Origin of the sequence: Beduini sp. (assembly GCF_047239305.1) — a bacterium.
Classification (GTDB): Bacteria; Bacillota_I; Bacilli_A; order Erysipelotrichales; family Coprobacillaceae; genus Beduini.
Genome location: NZ_JBKTEM010000014.1, coordinates 39,536 through 60,610, shown reverse-complemented (window position 1 = coordinate 60,610; position 21,075 = coordinate 39,536). Strand labels below are relative to the sequence as shown.

The 21,075-nt window shown below is 28.8% G+C and carries 19 protein-coding genes; all 19 read right to left on the bottom strand.

Annotation, left to right across the window (positions count from 1 at the left end; genetic code table 11):
* On the bottom strand, window positions 1-866 hold an 866-nt coding region (locus ACLRVU_RS13785; protein WP_412892257.1), incomplete at its 3' end, for an Ig-like domain-containing protein.
* A 5-nt stretch (window positions 867-871) separates the two neighbouring features.
* Window positions 872-2,815 (bottom strand): hypothetical protein, encoded by a 1,944-nt coding sequence (locus ACLRVU_RS13780; protein WP_021420565.1) that lies wholly within the window; start codon window positions 2,813-2,815, stop codon window positions 872-874.
* A gap of 29 nt (window positions 2,816-2,844) precedes the next feature.
* Window positions 2,845-3,768: a glycosyltransferase gene (locus ACLRVU_RS13775; protein ID WP_021420564.1), complete on the bottom strand. Its 924-nt coding sequence runs from the start codon at window positions 3,766-3,768 to the stop codon at window positions 2,845-2,847.
* A gap of 72 nt (window positions 3,769-3,840) precedes the next feature.
* Complete coding sequence (locus ACLRVU_RS13770; protein WP_021420563.1) at window positions 3,841-5,592, bottom strand: hypothetical protein; 1,752 nt, start codon at window positions 5,590-5,592, stop codon at window positions 3,841-3,843.
* An 18-nt stretch (window positions 5,593-5,610) separates the two neighbouring features.
* Complete coding sequence (locus ACLRVU_RS13765; RefSeq protein ID WP_049999363.1) at window positions 5,611-5,952, bottom strand: EamA family transporter; 342 nt, start codon at window positions 5,950-5,952, stop codon at window positions 5,611-5,613.
* Window positions 5,942-6,298 carry an EamA family transporter gene (locus ACLRVU_RS13760; RefSeq protein WP_036745217.1) on the bottom strand — a complete coding sequence of 119 codons (357 nt, stop codon included), beginning with the start codon at window positions 6,296-6,298 and terminating at the stop codon, window positions 5,942-5,944. The genes ACLRVU_RS13765 and ACLRVU_RS13760 overlap by 11 nt, the downstream gene beginning before the upstream one ends.
* The gene (locus ACLRVU_RS13755; RefSeq protein ID WP_021420562.1) at window positions 6,285-7,187 is read right to left on the bottom strand and encodes an NAD-dependent epimerase/dehydratase family protein; all 903 of its coding nucleotides are present in this window, start codon (window positions 7,185-7,187) and stop codon (window positions 6,285-6,287) included. The genes ACLRVU_RS13760 and ACLRVU_RS13755 overlap by 14 nt, the downstream gene beginning before the upstream one ends.
* Window positions 7,184-8,299: an ATP-grasp domain-containing protein gene (locus ACLRVU_RS13750; protein ID WP_021420561.1), complete on the bottom strand. Its 1,116-nt coding sequence runs from the start codon at window positions 8,297-8,299 to the stop codon at window positions 7,184-7,186. Before ACLRVU_RS13750 ends, ACLRVU_RS13755 begins: the two co-directional genes overlap by 4 nt.
* A 19-nt stretch (window positions 8,300-8,318) precedes the next feature.
* The gene (gene rffA, locus ACLRVU_RS13745; protein WP_021420560.1) at window positions 8,319-9,446 is read right to left on the bottom strand and encodes a dTDP-4-amino-4,6-dideoxygalactose transaminase; all 1,128 of its coding nucleotides are present in this window, start codon (window positions 9,444-9,446) and stop codon (window positions 8,319-8,321) included.
* Complete coding sequence (locus tag ACLRVU_RS13740) at window positions 9,433-10,467, bottom strand: Gfo/Idh/MocA family protein (RefSeq protein ID WP_021420559.1); 1,035 nt, start codon at window positions 10,465-10,467, stop codon at window positions 9,433-9,435. Before ACLRVU_RS13740 ends, rffA begins: the two co-directional genes overlap by 14 nt.
* Before the next feature lies 1 nt (window position 10,468).
* Window positions 10,469-11,863 (bottom strand): NDP-hexose 2,3-dehydratase family protein, encoded by a 1,395-nt coding sequence (locus tag ACLRVU_RS13735; RefSeq protein WP_021420558.1) that lies wholly within the window; start codon window positions 11,861-11,863, stop codon window positions 10,469-10,471.
* Between the two features lie 4 nt (window positions 11,864-11,867).
* Entirely contained in the window at window positions 11,868-12,761 is an 894-nt protein-coding gene (gene rfbA / locus ACLRVU_RS13730) for a glucose-1-phosphate thymidylyltransferase RfbA (RefSeq protein WP_021420557.1), read from the bottom strand.
* 1 nt (window position 12,762) lies between these two features.
* Window positions 12,763-13,791, bottom strand: coding sequence for a dTDP-glucose 4,6-dehydratase (gene rfbB, locus ACLRVU_RS13725; protein WP_002606163.1), 1,029 nt, complete (start codon window positions 13,789-13,791; stop codon window positions 12,763-12,765).
* 10 nt (window positions 13,792-13,801) lie between these two features.
* Window positions 13,802-15,511: a hypothetical protein gene (locus tag ACLRVU_RS13720; RefSeq protein WP_021420556.1), complete on the bottom strand. Its 1,710-nt coding sequence runs from the start codon at window positions 15,509-15,511 to the stop codon at window positions 13,802-13,804.
* A gap of 8 nt (window positions 15,512-15,519) precedes the next feature.
* Window positions 15,520-16,977, bottom strand: coding sequence for a flippase (locus ACLRVU_RS13715; protein WP_161129186.1), 1,458 nt, complete (start codon window positions 16,975-16,977; stop codon window positions 15,520-15,522).
* The gene (glf, locus tag ACLRVU_RS13710) at window positions 16,970-18,070 is read right to left on the bottom strand and encodes a UDP-galactopyranose mutase (RefSeq protein WP_021420554.1); all 1,101 of its coding nucleotides are present in this window, start codon (window positions 18,068-18,070) and stop codon (window positions 16,970-16,972) included. Before glf ends, ACLRVU_RS13715 begins: the two co-directional genes overlap by 8 nt.
* 9 nt (window positions 18,071-18,079) lie before the next feature.
* Window positions 18,080-19,033 carry a glycosyltransferase gene (locus ACLRVU_RS13705; RefSeq protein ID WP_009269869.1) on the bottom strand — a complete coding sequence of 318 codons (954 nt, stop codon included), beginning with the start codon at window positions 19,031-19,033 and terminating at the stop codon, window positions 18,080-18,082.
* A complete protein-coding gene (locus ACLRVU_RS13700) occupies window positions 19,026-19,928 on the bottom strand; it encodes a glycosyltransferase family A protein (RefSeq protein WP_036745214.1) in 903 nt (300 codons plus the stop codon). The genes ACLRVU_RS13705 and ACLRVU_RS13700 overlap by 8 nt, the downstream gene beginning before the upstream one ends.
* The gene (locus ACLRVU_RS13695) at window positions 19,921-21,069 is read right to left on the bottom strand and encodes a glycosyltransferase (RefSeq protein WP_009269871.1); all 1,149 of its coding nucleotides are present in this window, start codon (window positions 21,067-21,069) and stop codon (window positions 19,921-19,923) included. The genes ACLRVU_RS13700 and ACLRVU_RS13695 overlap by 8 nt, the downstream gene beginning before the upstream one ends.
* Window positions 21,070-21,075: the final 6 nt, after the last annotated feature.

Here is a 21,075-nt window from a genome sequence, read left to right as displayed (position 1 = left end):
ATTCCTGTCGGCTTGATTTCCTTCGCTGTAACACGGATTATGCATCTTGCTTCCAATCCATTCGCTGTTTCTGCATACACATATGTATTCCCTATGGATTTTGCTGTTACCTTCCCATTTACATCTACACTAGCTATTTGGAGATTTCCTACTCTCCAGCTTACTTTTTTATTGCTAGCATCTTCCGGTGTTATTGTTGCTTTCAGCTGAACGCTTTTTCCCATTTCTACTCTAATATCAGTCTCATTTAATCTGATTCCTGTCGGCTTGATTTCCTTCGCTGTAACACGGATTATGCATCTTGCTTCCAATCCATTCGCTGTTTCTGCATACACATATGTATTCCCTATGGATTTTGCTGTTACCTTCCCATTTGCATCTACACTAGCTATTTGGGGATTTCCTACTCTCCAGCTTACTTTTTTATTGCTAGCGTCTTCCGGTGTTATTGTTGCTTTCAGCTGAACGCTTTTTCCCATTTCCACTCTTATATCCGTCTCATTTAATCTGATTCCTGTCGGCTTGATTTCCTTCGCTGTAACACGGATTATGCATCTTGCTTCCAATCCATTCGCTGTTTCTGCATACACATATGTATTCCCTATGGATTTTGCTGTTACCTTCCCATTTGTATCTACACTAGCTATTTGGGGATTTCCTACTCTCCAGTTAATTTGACTATATTCTCCTAATACATCTAATTGAATATTTTTTCCTAATTCAACGGTTACATCATTTTCACTTAATGAAAAATATTTGAAATTTTTTTCGGATCCTATACAATCTTCAGTCGATATTGCATTTAGAGAAATAGTTTGGCCAAATAGTAAACAACAAATCACTGCAAACAATACTACTTTTTCCATAATTTTCACTCCTTTTTAGTTTTTTTGGTAGAAACAATTTTATATATATATATTTTATCTTTATTTTTATTATATATAAATTTATCAACTTCTTTCAATCTCTTATCATATTTACTTTCAAGTAATATTTTTACAGAATTTAAGGTATCACCTGTACACGCATAATAAACATTTTTTCTATTTAATAATCCATCTATAGCATGCTCAAATCCATAATTTTTATTTCGCTGATAATAAATTGGAGAAGTTGCTAGCCAATTCCCTAGAGATTCAGTATTGACGATATGCGTTTGTTCCCTTAAAACTTGATCAGAAGATGCTATAAAATCTTTCGCATTATAGAAATAAAAGTTTTTTGGATTATTTACAGCATAGTTGTTTAAAGCATATAATTTTGATGCATTATTTGCAGAAACTTCTTCTTGATTAGCTAATCTATTTTGATTTGAAAAAATGAAACTAATAAAAATTATTAAAACCAATATAATTGATGAAACACGTAACAATAGTGAGTAAAAATTATTTGAATTTATCGAAATAGAGGGTAATCGATTATTTAAAACAGATAGATGCTTTGATTCTAAATAAATTAATATAGTAGAAGATATAAGGATTAATGTCTCAGTCAATCTTGGCATTATTCTTCCGAATATAATAAATACTATTACTCCGCATATTACATATCCAATTGTTCCATTTATTAATAGTTTACTAATTGAAGAAAAGCCTTTTATTTTAGTTTCAATATACCATGCAATTCCTAATACTAAAACAAAAAACATGACTTCAAATTTTACAATCGTATTGGTAAGCCCTTCAAAAGATTGAGTAATTCCTTTATATATTCTATCAAAAATATTGATTTTATAAATTCCTTTTCCATACTCTATAATCTTGTCATACGTTTGGGAATTTAATTTATCTGACACATCTAATGTTTTCGATATAAGTACTTTGTAATCTGCTTGAGTTAATCCTAAAGAATCATAAAATGATTTATATTCATCATATGGTTTTGGTATATAATTATAATCATATATTTCAGATCTTAATTCATTAAATTCATTATATTCTTTATAGTCTTTTCTATTTGTATGATACGCATTATCTATAAACACAACAGATAATCCAATTAATGCTATAATAAAAATTGGTACTAATTTTGATATTAATTTTTTGTTTTTAATACTTTTAATAGCTATAATATATACAATTAATGGAATAGTCATTAAAAATATTTTTTCACGATAGCTATATGAAAAAACACAAGATAAAGTGAAAACAAATCCATGAAACCTATAAAAATATACGTTGCTAATAATACTATTTTCATTAGCATAATTTTTAATTTCCCAACTATCAATTATATTTAAAAGTGAAATAATTGCACAAAATCCCCAAAAAGCTGAAACTATAGTGAATTGAACCTCTCGTAAATGTTTTTGTATAATAAATATAAAGAAAATAATATATAAAATTGATGTAAAAGTATATGCATATTTAGTTCTACACAAACTAATTAAAGTCCATAAAAAATACGTAGAAGTTATATACATTGAAAAAAGCATTGATACTCCATACCATGGAATATTATTTTTAAATGAATACAATGCACATAAAATTCTACTAATAAACGTTTTAATAAAAACAGTATTGATAGATGGAGTTCCTGTATAGCCCCCATTTACAATAAGTCGCATCCTATAATCATCATTAGTAGCGAAGTACATATCAAAGTAATTATATATAATTAAAAAAAGGATTAAATTAATCAATATACATGCTAAAATTATTATTACCCTTTTCTTATTTATCGGCTTATTAAACCATTTATTACTAAATTTTCCGTTGCGCTTGTTTTCTTCGCTATTTTGCATTTTTTTTATCTTATATAAAAATCTATCAATAAAGTGGTTGAATTTTTTTAAATTCCTATTACTTCCGTTCATTAATTTAAAAAGCACCTCCATTCGTGAATTTATTTACTTTTTATAATTTTTTTAACAACAAATTGTGGTTCATCTGTAATAACCATAAACATTCTTCCAATATATTCTCCTATAATTCCTAAAAAAGCTAAAATAATTGAAGCCAAAAAAAACATAGTATTTATTAATATATAAAAACTAAAGTCCAAATTGGTTTTTTTAAGAAATAAAAGAAAAAGAATAAAATATAAAATACATGATATTAATAAAAGTAAAGGTCCTATTATTAAAGTTAAACGAATTGGAAAATATGAATAATTTAAACAACTAGCCCATAACCGTATTAGTTTTTTTAATGTATAGTTGGAGCTACCGTATTTACGTGAAAAATGTTCAATTTCTACATTTGTTATATTTTTAGTTGTTCGTAAAAATAATCCTTGAAGATTTGTAAAACTACTCTTTCCTTTAATTATTTCATCTTTTACAAATTTTTTTGCAATCCAAAAACTAGATGCCTCTAATCCTTTAGGCTTTCCTATTAACTTTCTAACTGTAAAATCGTTAAATACTCTTCCAAAATTTCTAAAAGTGGATTGCTTCATTTTCTCATAACTTCCATATACAACATCGTAGCCTTCATTCACTTTCATTATTAATTTTCCAATTTGTGAGGGATGTGTTTGTAAATCATCATCTAAACTTATAATATAATCTCCACTTGCTTTAGACATTCCCGCCAACAATGCATTATGCTGCCCTGTATTTTTAGCCAAATCAATTCCAATCACATTTGTATTGGATTGTACTATAGAATTAATTACATCAACTGTTTGATCTTTTGAATGATCATTTACTAATATAATTTCTAGCTCTCCAAACTTATTTTCTTCAAAATAATTCTTTAGTAATTTTACAACTTCAAATATTGTTTTTTCTGAGTTATAACAAGGTATAATACACGTATAAATCATTTTTTTCCTTCCCTTCTATTTTCTTAACTACTAATATACTTTATGTTAAACTTATACATTAAGGTAAAGACTTTATTTTAAATTTACAATTTCGTAAATGTTAATTATTGTTCCATCATCTGCAATAATTTGCTCCACTAGTGAAGATTGTTTTTTATACTTGTTGTTTATTAGTCCTTCAATACTACTGTCAAAATCCCAACATTCTACATAATACACATTTTTACAATTTACTAACCCATCTATTGCACTAGTAAAGCCATATTTTTTATTTCTTTTATAATAATTTGGAGATTTTGAATTCCAATTTCCTAATGAATCCATATTTAAAACTTTTTCATTCTCTAAACTTGCACTAAATAATCGATCACTTGCTCCTATAAAATCAAGAGCATTATAGAAATAAAAATTTTGGGGGTGGTTCTTTGCATATCCTTGTAAAGCCTCTAATCGCATAGATAATGTTTTAATATTATTAATTTGCTCATATATGTTATCTCGCGCGATATAATAAGTTCCTGATAAATATAAAGCTCCAATCGCACTGCACATTATAGTTAATAATATTTTTTTTTTCTCCTTTGGAATTACAATCTTTAAATTAATCTTACATGAGGCAATATAAAATAGTATAGGCATTATTACTAAAATTATAGCTTCTATTATTCTGTCCATTATCCTACCTCTAAAAATCAATATAAAAACACCAAATAATATATATCCAATACTACCTAAAAAATAAAATATATCTTTTTCATTTTTATCTTTCATTATATTTATTCCTGCTAATGCAAATAAAAAGGCTACTAATGCTATCTGTGGAAAAATATTATCTGATATCAAGCATTTAAATGTATTAATCAATGATTGGCGAACTCTTAAGTATATAGTCTGTTCGTTAATGCTCTTACTATATTCAGCTACTTTATTATAATTTTCGGTATTTAGTGAATCGTCTACGTCTAATGTTCTCGTTTGAAGTGCATTAACTATATCAGCATTCATGCCAATAGAATCGTAAAATTCTTTATGTAATTCATAATCAGGTGCTGGATAATAGTCATAAATAAGAGATCTTGATTTTGTATAATTTTTAAATTCGATATAATCACTATTAGATAATGTGATTATATCAACTACTTGGACAGTTAAACACAAGAAAATTATACAAGCACTTAATTTAAAAACAAATTTCAATATTGATTTATCTATAAGTACGTTGACAATTAAAATAAACACCTCCATTACAAGTACCATAAAAAATATTTCATCTCTAATTCCAAAACAAAGTAAATTAAATACACAAAATAAAAATATCGTTCCATATTTTTTTTTAAAGTTATTGGCTTCTAATAAATTAATTAAACTGCATACAGCCCCTAAACCACAAAAAGCTGAAATAATAGTAAATTGAGGTAACATTATATGCTTATATAAAATGAAAATATAGAATAAAAAATATATAAAAAAATTTATTAATTTAATAATTACTTTTTTTTGTTTTATTAAAGTATATAATAAATACGTCGTAGGAAGATACATGCATAGTAATGTATAAAAATCATACCACTGTATAGTTTGATTTATTTCATATAAAAATTGCAATACATAACCTATAAAGGCTTTAATAAAAACTAATTGATAACTTGGATCTCCAGTATATGCGCCAGATGAAATCAATCTGAGTCTATAATCATCATTAGTTATATAATATGAAGTGCCTTTAGATAATGCATATAGAAATAAAATAGCATTGATTATTATAGCCAAAAAAATGGTGAAGTATTCTTTTTTATTTGATTTAATTTTGTTAGTAATATACATATAACTCTCCTATTTTTATTACAGATTAAATACAAAAATACCTAGTAAAATCAAAATAATTCCAAATATCTTATTTTTTGATAACTTCTCATGGAATATAACTACTCCAAAAAATAAAACAAATACATAGGTTAAAGAATTAATAATGGGTCCTAGTTTATATTCAATGTTTCTATATGCTATAATGTTTAAAAACATTGTAATAACCAATAAAGAATAACCAACGATTACTTGAATATTTAAAAATTCATTTAATATACTTGTATGCTTCTTTTTGGCACTATATTTCAAAAAACATTGGGATATTCCAGCTAATAATGCAGAAAAAACCATTAATGCTATAGACAAATTACGAATCATATGAAATCACCACCACTCCAATTATAATTACAATTATGCCTACCATATTCTGTATATTTATACTTTCTTTAAACAAAATTGAAGACCAGATAATTGACCAAAATAAAGTTAAGCCTTTATTCGCATATGCGATTGATAAATCGATTTTCTTAAGAGAAAATTGCCAAATAATTGCATATATACCTAAAGTTATGAACATAAATATAACGCAAGTAATAAATAAAAAAGAAAAGAATCCTTCTTCATTTATTATTGATGAACTTATTTTAGAAAAGACACTAACAATTGAATATATAAAAACAGCTAATTGTAGTAAAATTAATGTCTTAATCTTATTTACTTTCATTTTCTAACTCTTTTCTTATATCAATAACCGCTTCCTCAATTGTAAATTTAGGTTCAAATCCTAATATCGTATTTGCTTTCTCTGTTGACATTAAATAATTCTTTTTATCTTCTGGCAATTCTGGTTTCAAAATATAATTTCCTTCATTATTAAATACTCTATAAATTAATGATGCTAAATCTACTATAGAAATACTATCTTTTACACCAATATTAAATATTCCATCTACTTCTTTATCTTTACATGCTTTTAGGATTGCATTTATTACATCTTTCACATATATTAATTGTTTTTTTCCACAGCCCGTTCCATAGATTATTGAAGTTTTCTTTGTATATGCATTGTCTATTAACGTATTTATTAAATACCCTTTAACTTCACCTAATCCTAATACTTGTGCTAATCTTAAACTTTTAAATTTTGTGCCATATTTTTTATTCATAAACAAAATCAAGTTATCCACTGCTGCTTTAGCTTCACCATATAAATTAAGCGCGATGTTTTTTTCAGATTCTTTCCATGGGAGATTATTATCTGAATAAACAGATCTCGAGGACATAAAAACTGCATTTTTTAAACCTACTGATAAACAAGCTTCCATTACATTAGTCGCAATTTTAATATTTGCAGTATATTCATTAAATCCAAACTCTTTTAAAGGTCTAATCGCTGCTAAACAAACAACAGCATCTTTTTCAATAAATAGCTTGCATAAATCTTCTATGTTACTATCTGATTGAACAAAACTAACATGTTCATTATTTAAGTAACTATCTACATTTTTTGGCGGATATAAATCTATACAGGTTACTTCATGTCCTTCTTGAACGCATTCTTTTACAAGCATTCTGCCGATAAAGCCAGAGCTACCAACAATTGCTATCTTCATAGATATTCTCCAATTTCATATCCACATTTTTCCATATATCCATTCATTTTCTTTACCACTTCTCCATTTTTATAATACCATCTATGATAATCAGACCAAGATATATTAAAATTATCTCTTGATACATTACTTCCAGTTGGTTGACACATAAATTCAAGTACCACACTTTCTTTTTTTGGATTTATTTCAATTATACCTTGTTTATCTAATTCACCTAAAAGATGTTTAATAGACATATCCAATAAATTAACGTTACAATAATACTTAATTAGTTTCCACATATGACATCCATCTAAACGTGGTGTGACTTCTACTAATATAGGTTCGCTTCCATTTTTTATTTTAATTTGAAAATATGCAGGTCCATCATCAATTGATAATTTATTCAATACCCGTTCAACTAAATTTTCTATTTTTTTCTTTACTTCGCCTATTCCATATTTAGAAGGAATGACATGTTTATGAATTATTCCTCCAGGAAATTCATTCCATACGATACGATCAGAGATAATATTAAATATAATTTTTCCATTTACAGAAAAAGTATTAACTGATATTTCATCTCCATCAATGAATTCTTCTATTATTACTTTACCACTTTTTGAAAAAGATAGAGATGATGAAATTTTTTCTTTAAATTCTCTGTAGTTATTTATTTTATATACCCCTCTTTGTCCCTGAGAATCAACTGGTTTCATAATAAAAGGATATTCTAGCAAAATTGCATCATCTTGAGAAGAAATCACTTGAAAAGGTATATTACCTTCAAAATTCTCACCTAAATATTGTCTTAATACGTTTTTAGTATTACAAATACGTGCTGTTTCAGAACTAACGAAATGTTTTAGACCCAAATCCTCAGCTGCTTTAGAAACACTAGGCATCGCTAAATCAGATCCTACTGAGTAAACTATATCTATATTTTCTTTATTAATATACTGCTTTATTCCTTCTATATCTACAATATTTATTAAAGCAAATCTATCTAAATACTTTTCTCCATTATCTCCATGGCTATAGCTACATCCATGAACTTCATAACCTTTTTCTTTAAAATACTCTATAGCATCTATTTGAGCATTTCCAACCCCCAAAATTAATACTTTTTTCATTTTTTTCTCCTCTTTTCTATTAAATCACTTTTTTTATAGTTTCAACTACAAATTCTGCACCCTCAATAGTCATGTCTACGTACAGAGGTAATCTTAATATTCTCTTTCCTAAATCTTCAGTAACTGGCAACATTTCTGGTGTATATCCTAATTTTTGTCCATATGGTGAAGAATGCAAAGGTACATAACAAATATAACTTGAAATACCCTTTTCTTTTAAAGAATTGATTAGCTTTGTTCTTGTATCCTCATCTGGCAATACAATGCAGAACATATGCGCATTATGCTCGATACCTTCTGGCAATACTGGTCTTCTCAATAAGCCTTCCTTTTCTAAGCATTCTAGTCCGTTATAATATGTATTCCATACATTCATTCTTTTTTCTAGAATTTCATCATAGCGTTCCATTTGGGCTGACAAAATTGCTGCTAATAAATCACTTGGCAAAAAAGAAGAACCGATGTCATGCCATGTATATTTATCTACTAATCCGCGTAATACATTTCTTCGATTTGTACCTTTTTCACGGATGATTTCAGCACGCTCCATATATTTATCTTCATTAACAACAATTGCGCCACCTTCACCCATGACATAATTTTTGGTTTCGTGAAAACTAAAACATCCAAATTCGGTTAATGTTCCTGCATATCTACCTTTGTATGTAGATCCTACCGCCTGAGCAGCATCCTCAATCACGAAAAGACCATGGCGATTTGCTATTTCATTAATCTTATCCATCTCACATGGAAAACCTGCATAGTCAACAGCATAGATTGCTTTTGTTTTTGATGTTATTAGGTCCTCAATTAAATTTTCATCAATATTAAATGTATCTTCTCGAATATCACAAAATACAGGGTTTGCCCCTCTTAATAGAAATGCATTTACCGTAGAAGAAAAAGTAAAAGAAGGCGTAATTACTTCATCCCCTGGTTCTAAATCAATTAAAATAGAAGCCATCTCTAATGCAGTAGTCCCTGAAGTTGTCAACAGCATATTATCAATATGAAATCTCTTTTTAAAATGTTCATATACTTCTGTTGTATACTTTCCATCTCCTGATAATATGCTATTTCCGTTCAAGCAATCAACTACTTTATTAATTTCTAATTCCGTAATTGATGGTTTATTAAATTTTATCATTTCCTATCCCTCCTGAAATATCTCTAACCTTTTGAACTAATTGAGCTTGTAAAAGTATTTCATTATAGATTTTTTCTCTTACAGCAGTGTCATTTATAGCATTATAAAATTGACATATGGACTTTTTAAAATGAGAGTCACAGCTTAATTCAATAGTTTTAACTTCTCCACTTTGAATTATTTTCAAACTTGGTTTCAAATTGTCGGGGGCTGTAAAAATACGATCCGTTTGCATAATTCCTCTACTTCCCCATATGGATAGCATACATTGGTATTCACAGTCCATTCCATATTCTCCAATAAATACCTCATTTTTACTATTTCTAAACATATAACTTCCATATAGATCTATATCAAAATCCTCATAAGAATTCATGACACATGACTCCAATGTAATATCTTCTCCGAGTAACTTTGTTGCAAGTTTTATTACATATCCTCCAGCATCCAATAAAGCGCCTCCCCCTAATTCTTTATTGTATCTAAAATCATTTTTATCCCTTCTAGGAAAACCAAATCTAGCATGATATGAATGCACTTTACCAATTTTTCCATTTTCAATTTCTTTCTTTATTTCTGAAATTTGTGAATGATATTGGAACATATAATTTTCGTGCAATACAAGTTTTCTTTCTTCTGCTAATTTGACCAAGTTTAAACTATCTTGATAATTCGTCGTTGAAGGTTTTTCAACAAATACATGCTTATCATTTTCTAATGCTTTCTTTGCCCATTTATAGTGTAATGCAGGAGGCAGTGGTAGATAGATTGCATCAACTTCATTTGACATAATTAAGGAAGAATAACTCTCGAAGATCTTCCCGCCATAGGTATCTACAAAAGTCTTTCCTTTTTTCCATTCATTTTCAATTACAGTGTCTGCAACATCTCCATCCCACTCTTCTTTTGATGCAATTGCAACACCTACATATGTGAAATTCTCTTCTTTTTCTAATGAAGGTAAAAATCTACGAAATGCGATTTCTGATGGACATATAATTCCAATTCTAATTTTTTTCATTTTACACCTCTAATAATGATATTAAATTTCTAAGTTGTATGTTTAAACAATTATTAACCTGAACTAATTGATTTAAAGTTCTATAGCTTACCCAGAAATAACCTTCCTCTTCTACAGCATGTATCTCATTTTTATTTATTTCTATAATAACGTTTCGGTTTTGCTCATGATAAAATCTACCTCCTTCTTCTGAAAGTAGTACATCATGTATAATATTTACATTATGATTCATTTTATTCATAAATAAATCTACTATCTGATCCTGATTATTCTGTATTTTCGATGGCTCTAATTGAACAGTTGGTCCTAATTCCAAAGAATCAAAGCAGCCGATTTCTTTCTTTATCCTTACTAAAAATTTCTTTACACCATCATCATTACAAATAAATAGTCCAAATAAAGCAATCCCTGTTGCCTCAAATAATGGCTGGCACCATCTCGTTACTTCTCTTCCCTCAATCATAATGTCACAAAATATGACTTTAAAATCATGTTCATGAACACATTTCATTTCCTTCTCTATATGTTTCCACGTAGAAAGTTGATCTAGAGAAACCAATGCATCTTCTTCATCATCAAACATTTTTGAATTGTTTATTTGTTGATATATTCTAGGAATCATATACTCATCATGCATTGTAAAAATCGATTTAAATAAACTTTTATCATTTGCTTTTGCTTCCATTGCCTTTAATTCATTAGTTGAAAAACTGTGATTATAATATGGAATACAAGACAATACGGTTCGTGTATCCATATTCACAATATTGTCTTTTTTCATTAAACGCTTTATTTGTCCTAATGTCATCCATTTAAAATTTGGTTTTAACAAAACCTCATCCTGTACTTTTATGATAATATTTCGATTTCGTTTCTTATAAAAACGTGAAGATTGCTCTGATTGAATTTGATCTACGATGATTTCGTGATCAACCGCATTTAGGAAATATTCCAAATAATTCGGTTTTCTACCACCATGTTTTTGAGTAAAATTACTTTTTGTTGCTTGAATTGTAGGCGACAATTGTATTTTATTAATATTCCCAGGTTCAATTTTTGCCTGCATCAAAAAATTCAATACACCATCGATTTCCTTACAAATAATTCCTAAATAACCTATTTCGTTTTGTAAAATAACGGGTTGTTCTAATATGACATCATTTTCTCTTTTTCTTTGGAATCCTTTTACCGTGAAAAATGATAAATTCTGATTTCTAATTTGTCCTTCTTTTTCGTCATAGTACCATGGACTACACTCGTTCAAAGATATTTTTTCTATCTGAACCTCAAGATCGTTATTTCGTTGCTCAATCCACTCATCTATTTCATCATTTCCAGTAATATTTCCTGTTTTATTTAGCCAAGATTCGTAGAGAAGGATAATTGTATTTTTCACACGATTACCCCCTTACTACGCTTACTTCATTGACATCTTCTTCTGCAAGTCTCAATAAATATTTTCCATAATCCGTTTTCGCAAATTTCTCTGCCAATTTTAACAATTGAACTTTATCGATAAATCCTTTTATGTATGCAATTTCTTCTATGCAGGAAACATATAAACCACTTCTTTTCTGAACTGCTCCAACATACTCAGATGCTTCAAGTAAGGCGTTGGGATTTCCCGTATCTAACCATGCAAAGCCTCTTCCAAGAACTTTGATATTTAGCTTTCCACGACGTAAATATTCATTATTTACAGAAGTAATCTCCAGCTCTCCTCTAGCAGAAGGTTTAATTGTTTTCGCAATTTCTACAACATCATTGTCATAAAAATACAAGCCAGGAACTGCATAATGAGATTTAGGCTTTTCAGGTTTTTCTTCCAGTGTCAACACTTTATAATCCTTATCAAAAGTGACTACACCATATTCTTTAGGATTATCTACATAGTACCCAAAAATTGTTGCACCTTTTTTGGATAAAGCTTCATTTAAAGTTGTCGTAAAATGACGACCGTAAAAAATATTATCTCCTAAAATCAATGCAACACGATCATTTCCTATGAAATTTTCACCAATTATAAATGCTTCAGCTAGTCCTTTTGGTTGTTCTTGTATAGCATATTCGATACTTAATCCCAACTGACTTCCATCCCTCAATAATTCTTCAAACGCAACTACATCTCGCGGTGTAGAAATAATTAGAATCTCTTTAATTCCAGCAAGCATTAATGTAGATAATGGATAGTAAATCATCGGTTTATCATATACAGGCAGTATCTGTTTTGATACGACTTGTGTTAATGGATAAAGTCTAGTTCCCGATCCTCCGGCTAAAATAATCCCCTTCATGTTACACTCTCCCTTTTTCTTTATACATTTTATTAAAATAATTTTGATACTCTCCAGAAAGAATATTTTGCCACCACTCTTTATAATCCAAATACCATTGAATTGTTTGTTGTATACCAGTGTCAAAATTATATTTTGGTTTCCATCCTAGTTCTGTTTCTAACTTATATGGATCAATTGCATATCTTAAATCATGTCCTTTTCTATCTTCAACATACTTTATTAAAGACTCCGGCTTATTCAATGCTTTCAAAATTGTTTTAACTACTTCTAGATTTGTTCGCTCATTATGTCCACCGACATTGTAAACTTCACCTGCTTCTCCTTTTCTTATAATTAAATCAATTGCCACACAATGATCATATACATGTAACCAATCTCTTACATTTTCTCCAGTACCATATACAGGAAGCGATTCCTCAGCTAAAGCTCTAGAAATCATTAATGGAATTAATTTTTCTGGAAAATGATATGGTCCATAATTATTGGAACATCTACTAATGGTCACTGGTAAACCATATGTTCTATGGTAAGCTAAAACAAACAAATCCGCCGCTGCTTTTGATGAACTATATGGACTTGATGTATGCAAAGGAGTTTCCTCCGTAAAAAATAAATCTGGTTTATCTAATGGCAAATCTCCATATACTTCATCCGTTGAAACCTGATGATAACGTTGAATCCCATATTTATTACATGCGTCTAATAAAGTCGTAGTTCCCATTACATTCGTTCTAACAAAACTTTCTGGATCCTCTATACTTCTATCAACATGCGATTCTGCCGCAAAATTTACAACCACATCAAATTTCTCTTTTTCAAATAAATCAAAAACAAAAGCTCTATCGGCTATATCACCCTTATAGAATTTATAATTTGTTTTATCCTCAACAGGTTTACATGTTTCTAAATTACCCGCATATGTAAGTAAATCAAGATTTACTATCACATCGTCCGGATATTTATCCACCATATAGTGAATAAAATTCCCGCCAATAAAGCCTGCGCCGCCAGTTACCAAAATTTTCATTTTCATTCTCCTACCTTATTTTCCAAATATAATATGACCCTATTTTTTTATACAAAGTCATTTCCACATTTACTTTATAATGTTCTTGTATAAAAGTCAAGATTTCATTTATCGGTCTGTTCTCTATAAAATAAACATTTTCCTTTAATAAATGTTCCATAGGGTTATTTATACTATGTTTTTCCAATTGCTTCATCCAATCCGGATGGAATGTATCAATTCCCGCAAAAAAAGCAGCATTCTTAAATTCTGACTTTTGAATCCCTTTCCATGGATTGTAATTCAAATATAACGTTTGAATATTGGAATAAAAACCTAAATAATAAAAATTATTTGGATTCTGCTTAATTTCGTTTATAACACTCATATCCTTTTCTTTTTCAAAAGAAGCATTATATTTTGCTAAATCATTATTCCATGAAATAAACAATGCATCATAACTACTTTTTCCATAACTTGGTATATACACTGGTATTCTACATACACTTAGAACGATCAAAACTGCGATTAGAAATTTATCGCTAAATTTTTCGATTCGACTTTCAGATATTTGAATGCTAAAGAGCAAAAATGCTGTGGCTGCTAAAAAGATAGAGTACTCAACACGATAGTTTAGTCTTCCTAGATACATGTTTAAAAACAATAAACAGAAAGCAAAGAAATTCACAGCCAAGACTTGAAAGATTCCATTTCTTATTGCAAAAATTCCAATCAATGAAATGAGGATTAGTGCCCAAACACTTACGTAATATTTATACTGGCGATTTATTAAATTGACAATCGTTCCTTTTATACTCGTATATTGGCTATCTCGATAGGCATTTAAAATAGTGCTAACCGTTTTTAATTTATCTAAATCGTAATATTCTATATCTCCGAAATTCCAATGAACTAATGTATAAAAATCATTTTCACTAATTCCATTTTTTTCAAATTCTAATCGGTTATCTTCATATGAGTAGTAAGAATAATCTACAATATCAGATCGATATGCACTATATGTTTTATATGCTTTAAACGCAGGATATCGTTGAACAAATCCTATACTGAAAAGACTTAATCCAATTAAAATAAGAAAACATGGGAATATTACTTTCCCTGCTTTTTTAACCAAATTCACGAAATCTATGTATTTGAGCCTCTTCTTTATTCCATAAAATAAGACTGGTAGTCCAGAAAAAAATAAAACAATATAGATGCATTTATTTCTTATCATATAGCCAACACAAAAAAGGAAAATCCCCAAAGCGACTTCTTTTTTATTTATCGTTTTGCTATCTAAAATATTGCTTAAAATAAGAATGCATCCTGCACATAGAGAGATCGTCGCAGTTTTTGTGAATTGCACCAATAAGTATAGATCATTGGAAAAAAACAAAAGAAATATCATAAAAAGCAATATGCTTAGATTATCTTTTTTATATTTCAAAAACGTATACGATATAATGCATAATGAAGTAAATATTACCGCAATTTGAAAAATAAAATACCAGTTGATTGTTGCGATAAATGTATATAACATAGAGAGAACAATCCCAATCATAGGATGCATAAACATAATAAATGAGGAAGGTGAGCCTGTATAAGCTCCAGAAACCACCATTTCCATGATAAAGTCATCAGAAACCTCATACTTCATACATCCTGAGAAAGCAAATAATATTAGGAGAACTAAGTTTATACAAAAAATCCCTTTTTTAGAAATTAAAAACTCTTTCATCACAAAGTTCACCTCCTAGTTTTTAAAGCTGAATAACCTTTATATATATAGTCAACCACAAACTCTTCTTTCAATAGAATCAAGCAAATAACATAACTTCCAAAAAACAAAATTGCATATACAAATAAACTGAAGAAGACTGTGAAATCGGTAAACAGATTGATGAAAAGTACAAGTATTGAAGCAAATAAACATGAAATAATTATTTTAAAAATTTTGAATCCACACTTAACTTCATGTAATTGTTTTGAAGTATACATAATTTGTACAGCCAAAACAGAAAATTCAGCAATCAGTGTGCCTAAAGATGCACCAGCGGCTCCTAATCTAGGAATATATATATAATTGACAATTAAGTCAAGGATAGCACCAAATGTAACAGAGTATACAACAAATTTTTCTTTCCCTAAAGGTGTTAATATTTGGATACCTGTGATGTTAGATAATCCTATTAAAAGAATAGTAGGAGTAATTATTTGCATTGCCAGCGTTGCGCCTATAAAATCTCTTCCAGATAAAACAATCAGTGTTTCTTTTGCAAATAAAATAAAGAAAATAGTTAGTGGTAATGCTATTATAAAAACAAATCTAATACTCTTAGAAATTAAGGTTTGAAACTGTATCTTATCATTTTTTTGAATACAATAAGATAATCTAGGTAATAAAACCGTTCCTAAAGATGTGACTAAACTTAGCAATATTGTCTTAATTTTTATTGCAGCATTATAGTACCCGACCTCTATATCAGATTGCATAAAACCAAGCATGACAGTATCGAGATTTGTATAGACTGTAATTGCAACAGATTGAGCAAAGAAAACCAAAATCGGTCTTATATGCACTAGAAAACTATAACTTTCAACTTTTTTAAAATTAATTAACTTGCGTAATCTAATAAAATTTAATATGTTAGATCCTGCATTTGCAAAAATCGCAATTCCACCATAAATAATATAATCACTTTTTTGATGGATAAAGAAAAACATTAGTATTATGGATATAATTTTAAAAAATATAGAGCGGTAAGTTATATAGCTATATTGCTCTAGTGCTTGATATAACCAATTAACTCCAAAAACATTTAAAAGAATAGATAAAGAATTTATTAGCATTAAGGTCTTCTCTTTATATAATTCTGGCACTATAAAGACACTAATAAAATAAAACATTAATGCTAAACTAGTCGCACTCATATGAATTATAAGAAGCTCTTGTACTGTTTTATTTAGTTTATCTTTATCATCGCGTATTCTTGCGCATGCACGTATGCCATAAGTTGGAATCCCTAAGGCAGCAATCATAGAAAAGTAACTCGCAATAGATGCTGCAAATGCTACTTTTCCAGTTCCCTCAGCTAATAGAATTCTAGAAACATAGGGAAATGTTACAATAGGAAATATAAAATTTGCCGCAGTCAAAATGAAATTCATTATAAAATTCTTTTTGACAGTTTGTATTTTATTCATTAAACTCTTTTCCTACCATCTCTAAGGCTTCACTTATGATATGATGCATATCATAATACTTGTACATTCCCAATCTTCCGCCAAAAATAACTTTATTTTCTTTATCTGCAAGTGCTTTATATTTTTCATACAGACAATTATTTTTTTCATCATTCATCGGGTAATATGGTTCATCACCTTTTTTCCAAGTTGCTGGATACTCTCTTGTTATTACCGTTTTTTCTTGCTTCCCATATTCAAAATGCTTGTGTTCTATAATTCTAGAATATGGTATTTCATATTCATTATAATTTACCACAGCATTACCTTGATAATTCTCGCTTTCTAATATTTCTGTTTCAAATCTAAGACTACGATATTCTAATTCGCCAAAGCAATAATCATAGTATTGATCAATCATGCCAGTGAAAACGATTTTATTAGCAATCGTTTCTAGTTCTTTTCTTTTAGAAAAATAATCACAATTCAATCGTATATCAATTCCTTCAAGCATTTTTTCAATAATCGGTGTATATCCGCCAATCGGTATGCCTTGATACAAATCATTAAAATAATTATTATCGTATGTAAATCTCACGGGTAATCTTTTAATAATGAAAGAAGGAAGCTCATCACATCTTCTTCCCCATTGTTTTTGTGTATATCCTTTTACTAATTTTTCGTATATGTCTCTTCCTACTAATGATATAGCCTGCTCCTCTAGATTTTTAGGCTCTATAATACCTGATTCTTTGATTTGCTGTTCGATTTTTTTCTTCGCTTGCTCTGGGGTAATTACTCCCCAAAGCTTATTAAACGTATTCATATTAAAAGGCATATTGTAAATTTCATCTCTATACCTTGCAATAGGAGAGTTGGTATATCTATTAAAAGTAGCAAATTGCTGAATATATTTCCAGACCTCGTGATTAGATGTATGGAATATATGCGCCCCATATTCATGAACATTAATACCTTCCACTTCTTTAGTGTAAATATTTCCGCCGATATGAGGTCTTTTGTCAATTACAAGACAATTTTTTCCCCTTTTTTTTGCTTCATATGCAAAAATAGAACCAAATAGACCTGCACCTACTATCAAATAATCATACATTCAATTCACTCACTTTCCATCGAACTTTTCTCCAGGTTCAACCTGTTTTCCTAATAAATTATGCCTAGCATCATGATATGCTTTTTTGGTATATCTAATTCTAGGCAAAGACCATTTTGAAATTGCTCTTAAATATGAAAACAAACAAAAATACATTGGGCGTAATCGTTTAAAAATGAAATTCTTCCCATATTTCATATCAAATACAAATGAATTCCTCAACATATAGTATTGTTTCCAATAAATTGGTTCACTTATATTGGGCAATGGTAGTTGCCTATTTAATTTTGCATTAACCATAAAATATATCTTTGTTATCTTTGTACAGCGGTATGCGTAGTCACTATCATCAAAGAGTAAAAAATATTTATCATCTGGTAGACCAATTTCCGACAAAATTTCAGAATTAAACAATGGTCCTTCAAACGCAAAATCCACAACTTCTATTTTTTCTTTTCCGGTAAAATCTGAAATAACTTGTTTATCTTCTACACGTTTAAAGAAATTGTCAAAATTCATTTTTATAACAGCATTATCTTTAAAATTTTCACAAGTTCTGTTTGGGATGCACACTTTATGATTTTCATCCATTCCCTCAAGCAAAATTTCTAAACAATTTACTTCTGGTAATACATCATCATCCATTACCCAATAATAGTCATAGTCATACTTTAATCCTATTTCAAAGGCTTTTTTAAATCCGCCTGCCCCTCCTTCATTTTTTTCATTTAAATAATAATAAAATTTGATATTATTTAAATTAGTGATTTGTACCTCATTAATCTTTTCATGTAAGTTTAAGCCTAAAGCATTTAAATGACATAAAGTCCCATCAGTTGAATGATTATCAACGACTACAATCCCTGATATTTGATGGGTTTGATTACTTAATGCATTTAAAACTTTTTCTAAACATTTTTTACGATTATATGTACATAATAATACACAGACTTTTTTATTCATTTATTCGCCTTCCCTTTCTTTTTTGAACTATCCTAAATATGTAGGAGCCTACTACAATTTTTAAGACAGAAATTTTTAGTTTTTTAGATAATACACTTAGCTTTATATTTTCTACTAAAACATGATATGCTCCTGCATAATACATCCTTTTAAGTTCTGATCTAGCTTCATACTGCATAAGTTCTATTGTATATAGTAAAAAACCTTTCGGCGATTTAGCCAAATGATTATAGATATTTCTAGTTAAGCCTGAATCCAAATACTCACATCGATAAATGGGTTCATTAAACCATCTTATTTTATATCCGTCTCTTGCTATTTCATTCCATAAGACACATTCACTTAGAAATTTTTCACCACTAAATTCCGGAAATCTATACTTCTTTATTACATCTGTATAAAAAACCTCAGCTTTATCTCCTTTTATATTCTTTTCTCTTCTTTCTATCGAAGAACAGTCTAAATATTCTCCTTCAAACGATTCTCCTACATCTCCACTAAATTCATAAGATTTCAAGCCTCCAATACCTGCAAACTTTTCTTGTTCACTTTTTAGAGTAGTAAACCAAAAGATAATTCTTTCTATTGAATTTTCTGGTAAAGTATCATCTGAATCAACTATAAAGAAAAATTCTCCTGTCGCATTTTCTATTCCCATATTAACTGCATGATGTTTTCCTCTATTTGTTGATTTTATATAATTAATTCCAAATGGACTCTTTTCTTTCAGCTTATGAACTATATCTTCTGTATCATCTGTTGATCCGTCATCTACTATAATCCATTCCATCATCGTTAAATCAACTGTTTGCTTTGTTAAAGTCTCATATAATTTAGGCAAGAAACTAGAACGATTATACGTAGGTGTCATAATTGTTATTTTAATATCACTCATATTCATTACCTTTTTCAAATAAACAGTCAAACTCATATAAACGTGCTTGTAAATCAAAAAAAGGACTTCTTTCTACTGCTTTTTCTCTCAATTCATTTAATTTATCCTTATCCATAAGTAATTGCTTTAAACCTTCATATAGTCCATTCTCATTATTCTCTACAATTAGACCGAATTCACTGTCTCCTAAAATATCTTTCATTCCTGCACAATCTGTCGTAAGTACAGGTGTACCTAAAAAAATAGCTTCAGAAACCACTGTGCTAAATCCTTCAGTTAATGAAGAACATACAAATAAATCTGCTTTTTTTAATAATGGATATGGATTATCAATAAATCCAGTTAATTCAACACAATCATTTAGTTTATTATCATCAATAAATTTTTGATAAGTATCCTTCAAGAGTCCGGTTCCTACAATTTTTAATTTAAATGTCAATTTATCTTCTTTTAATCTAACACAACACTTTAAAAGTCGATCATATCCTTTTTGTGGACTAAGTCTTCCCACAGTAATAAGATTTAATGGATTCTGCCTCTTATATTCTGTAACATTTTTTATAGAATTTAGTATCTTATTAGTATCTAGCACATTTAGTTGAACTTGCACTTTTTCTTCATCCACATCGTATATTTTTAAAAAAGAAGTTTTCACATCAGATGAAACGCATAATATCTTATTGTAAAAATTATAACATTCTTTCGCTTCTTCTTTACTTCTATAGTATTTATTGCTATCAGGCAGATTTATTAAATCAACATGAACCCATGCATATTTGGGAGTCCTTGACTTAGAACCGGCAATTATCTTAGTTACTGGTCCTTCTAAAAATGCTATTTCATAATCATATTCTCCCTGAACATATTTCTTGTATAATTTTTCTTTTTTTGAAAATTTAATATATCTTAAAAAAAGAAAGCGAATATAATTTCTCAATCGCTCTGGATACGCTTCTAAATCAAAAGCAAAAAAATATGTTGCATATTTTTTTATTTCTTCTATATATATTCCCTCATTTAACAAAGAAAAAACATACACATCATATTTCGTTTTATCCATTGCTTTCACTGTATCAAGAAGTATTTTCTCTGCACCACCACCAATTAAATTAGTTATGCTAAATAATATTTTCTTTTTCATTAAAAG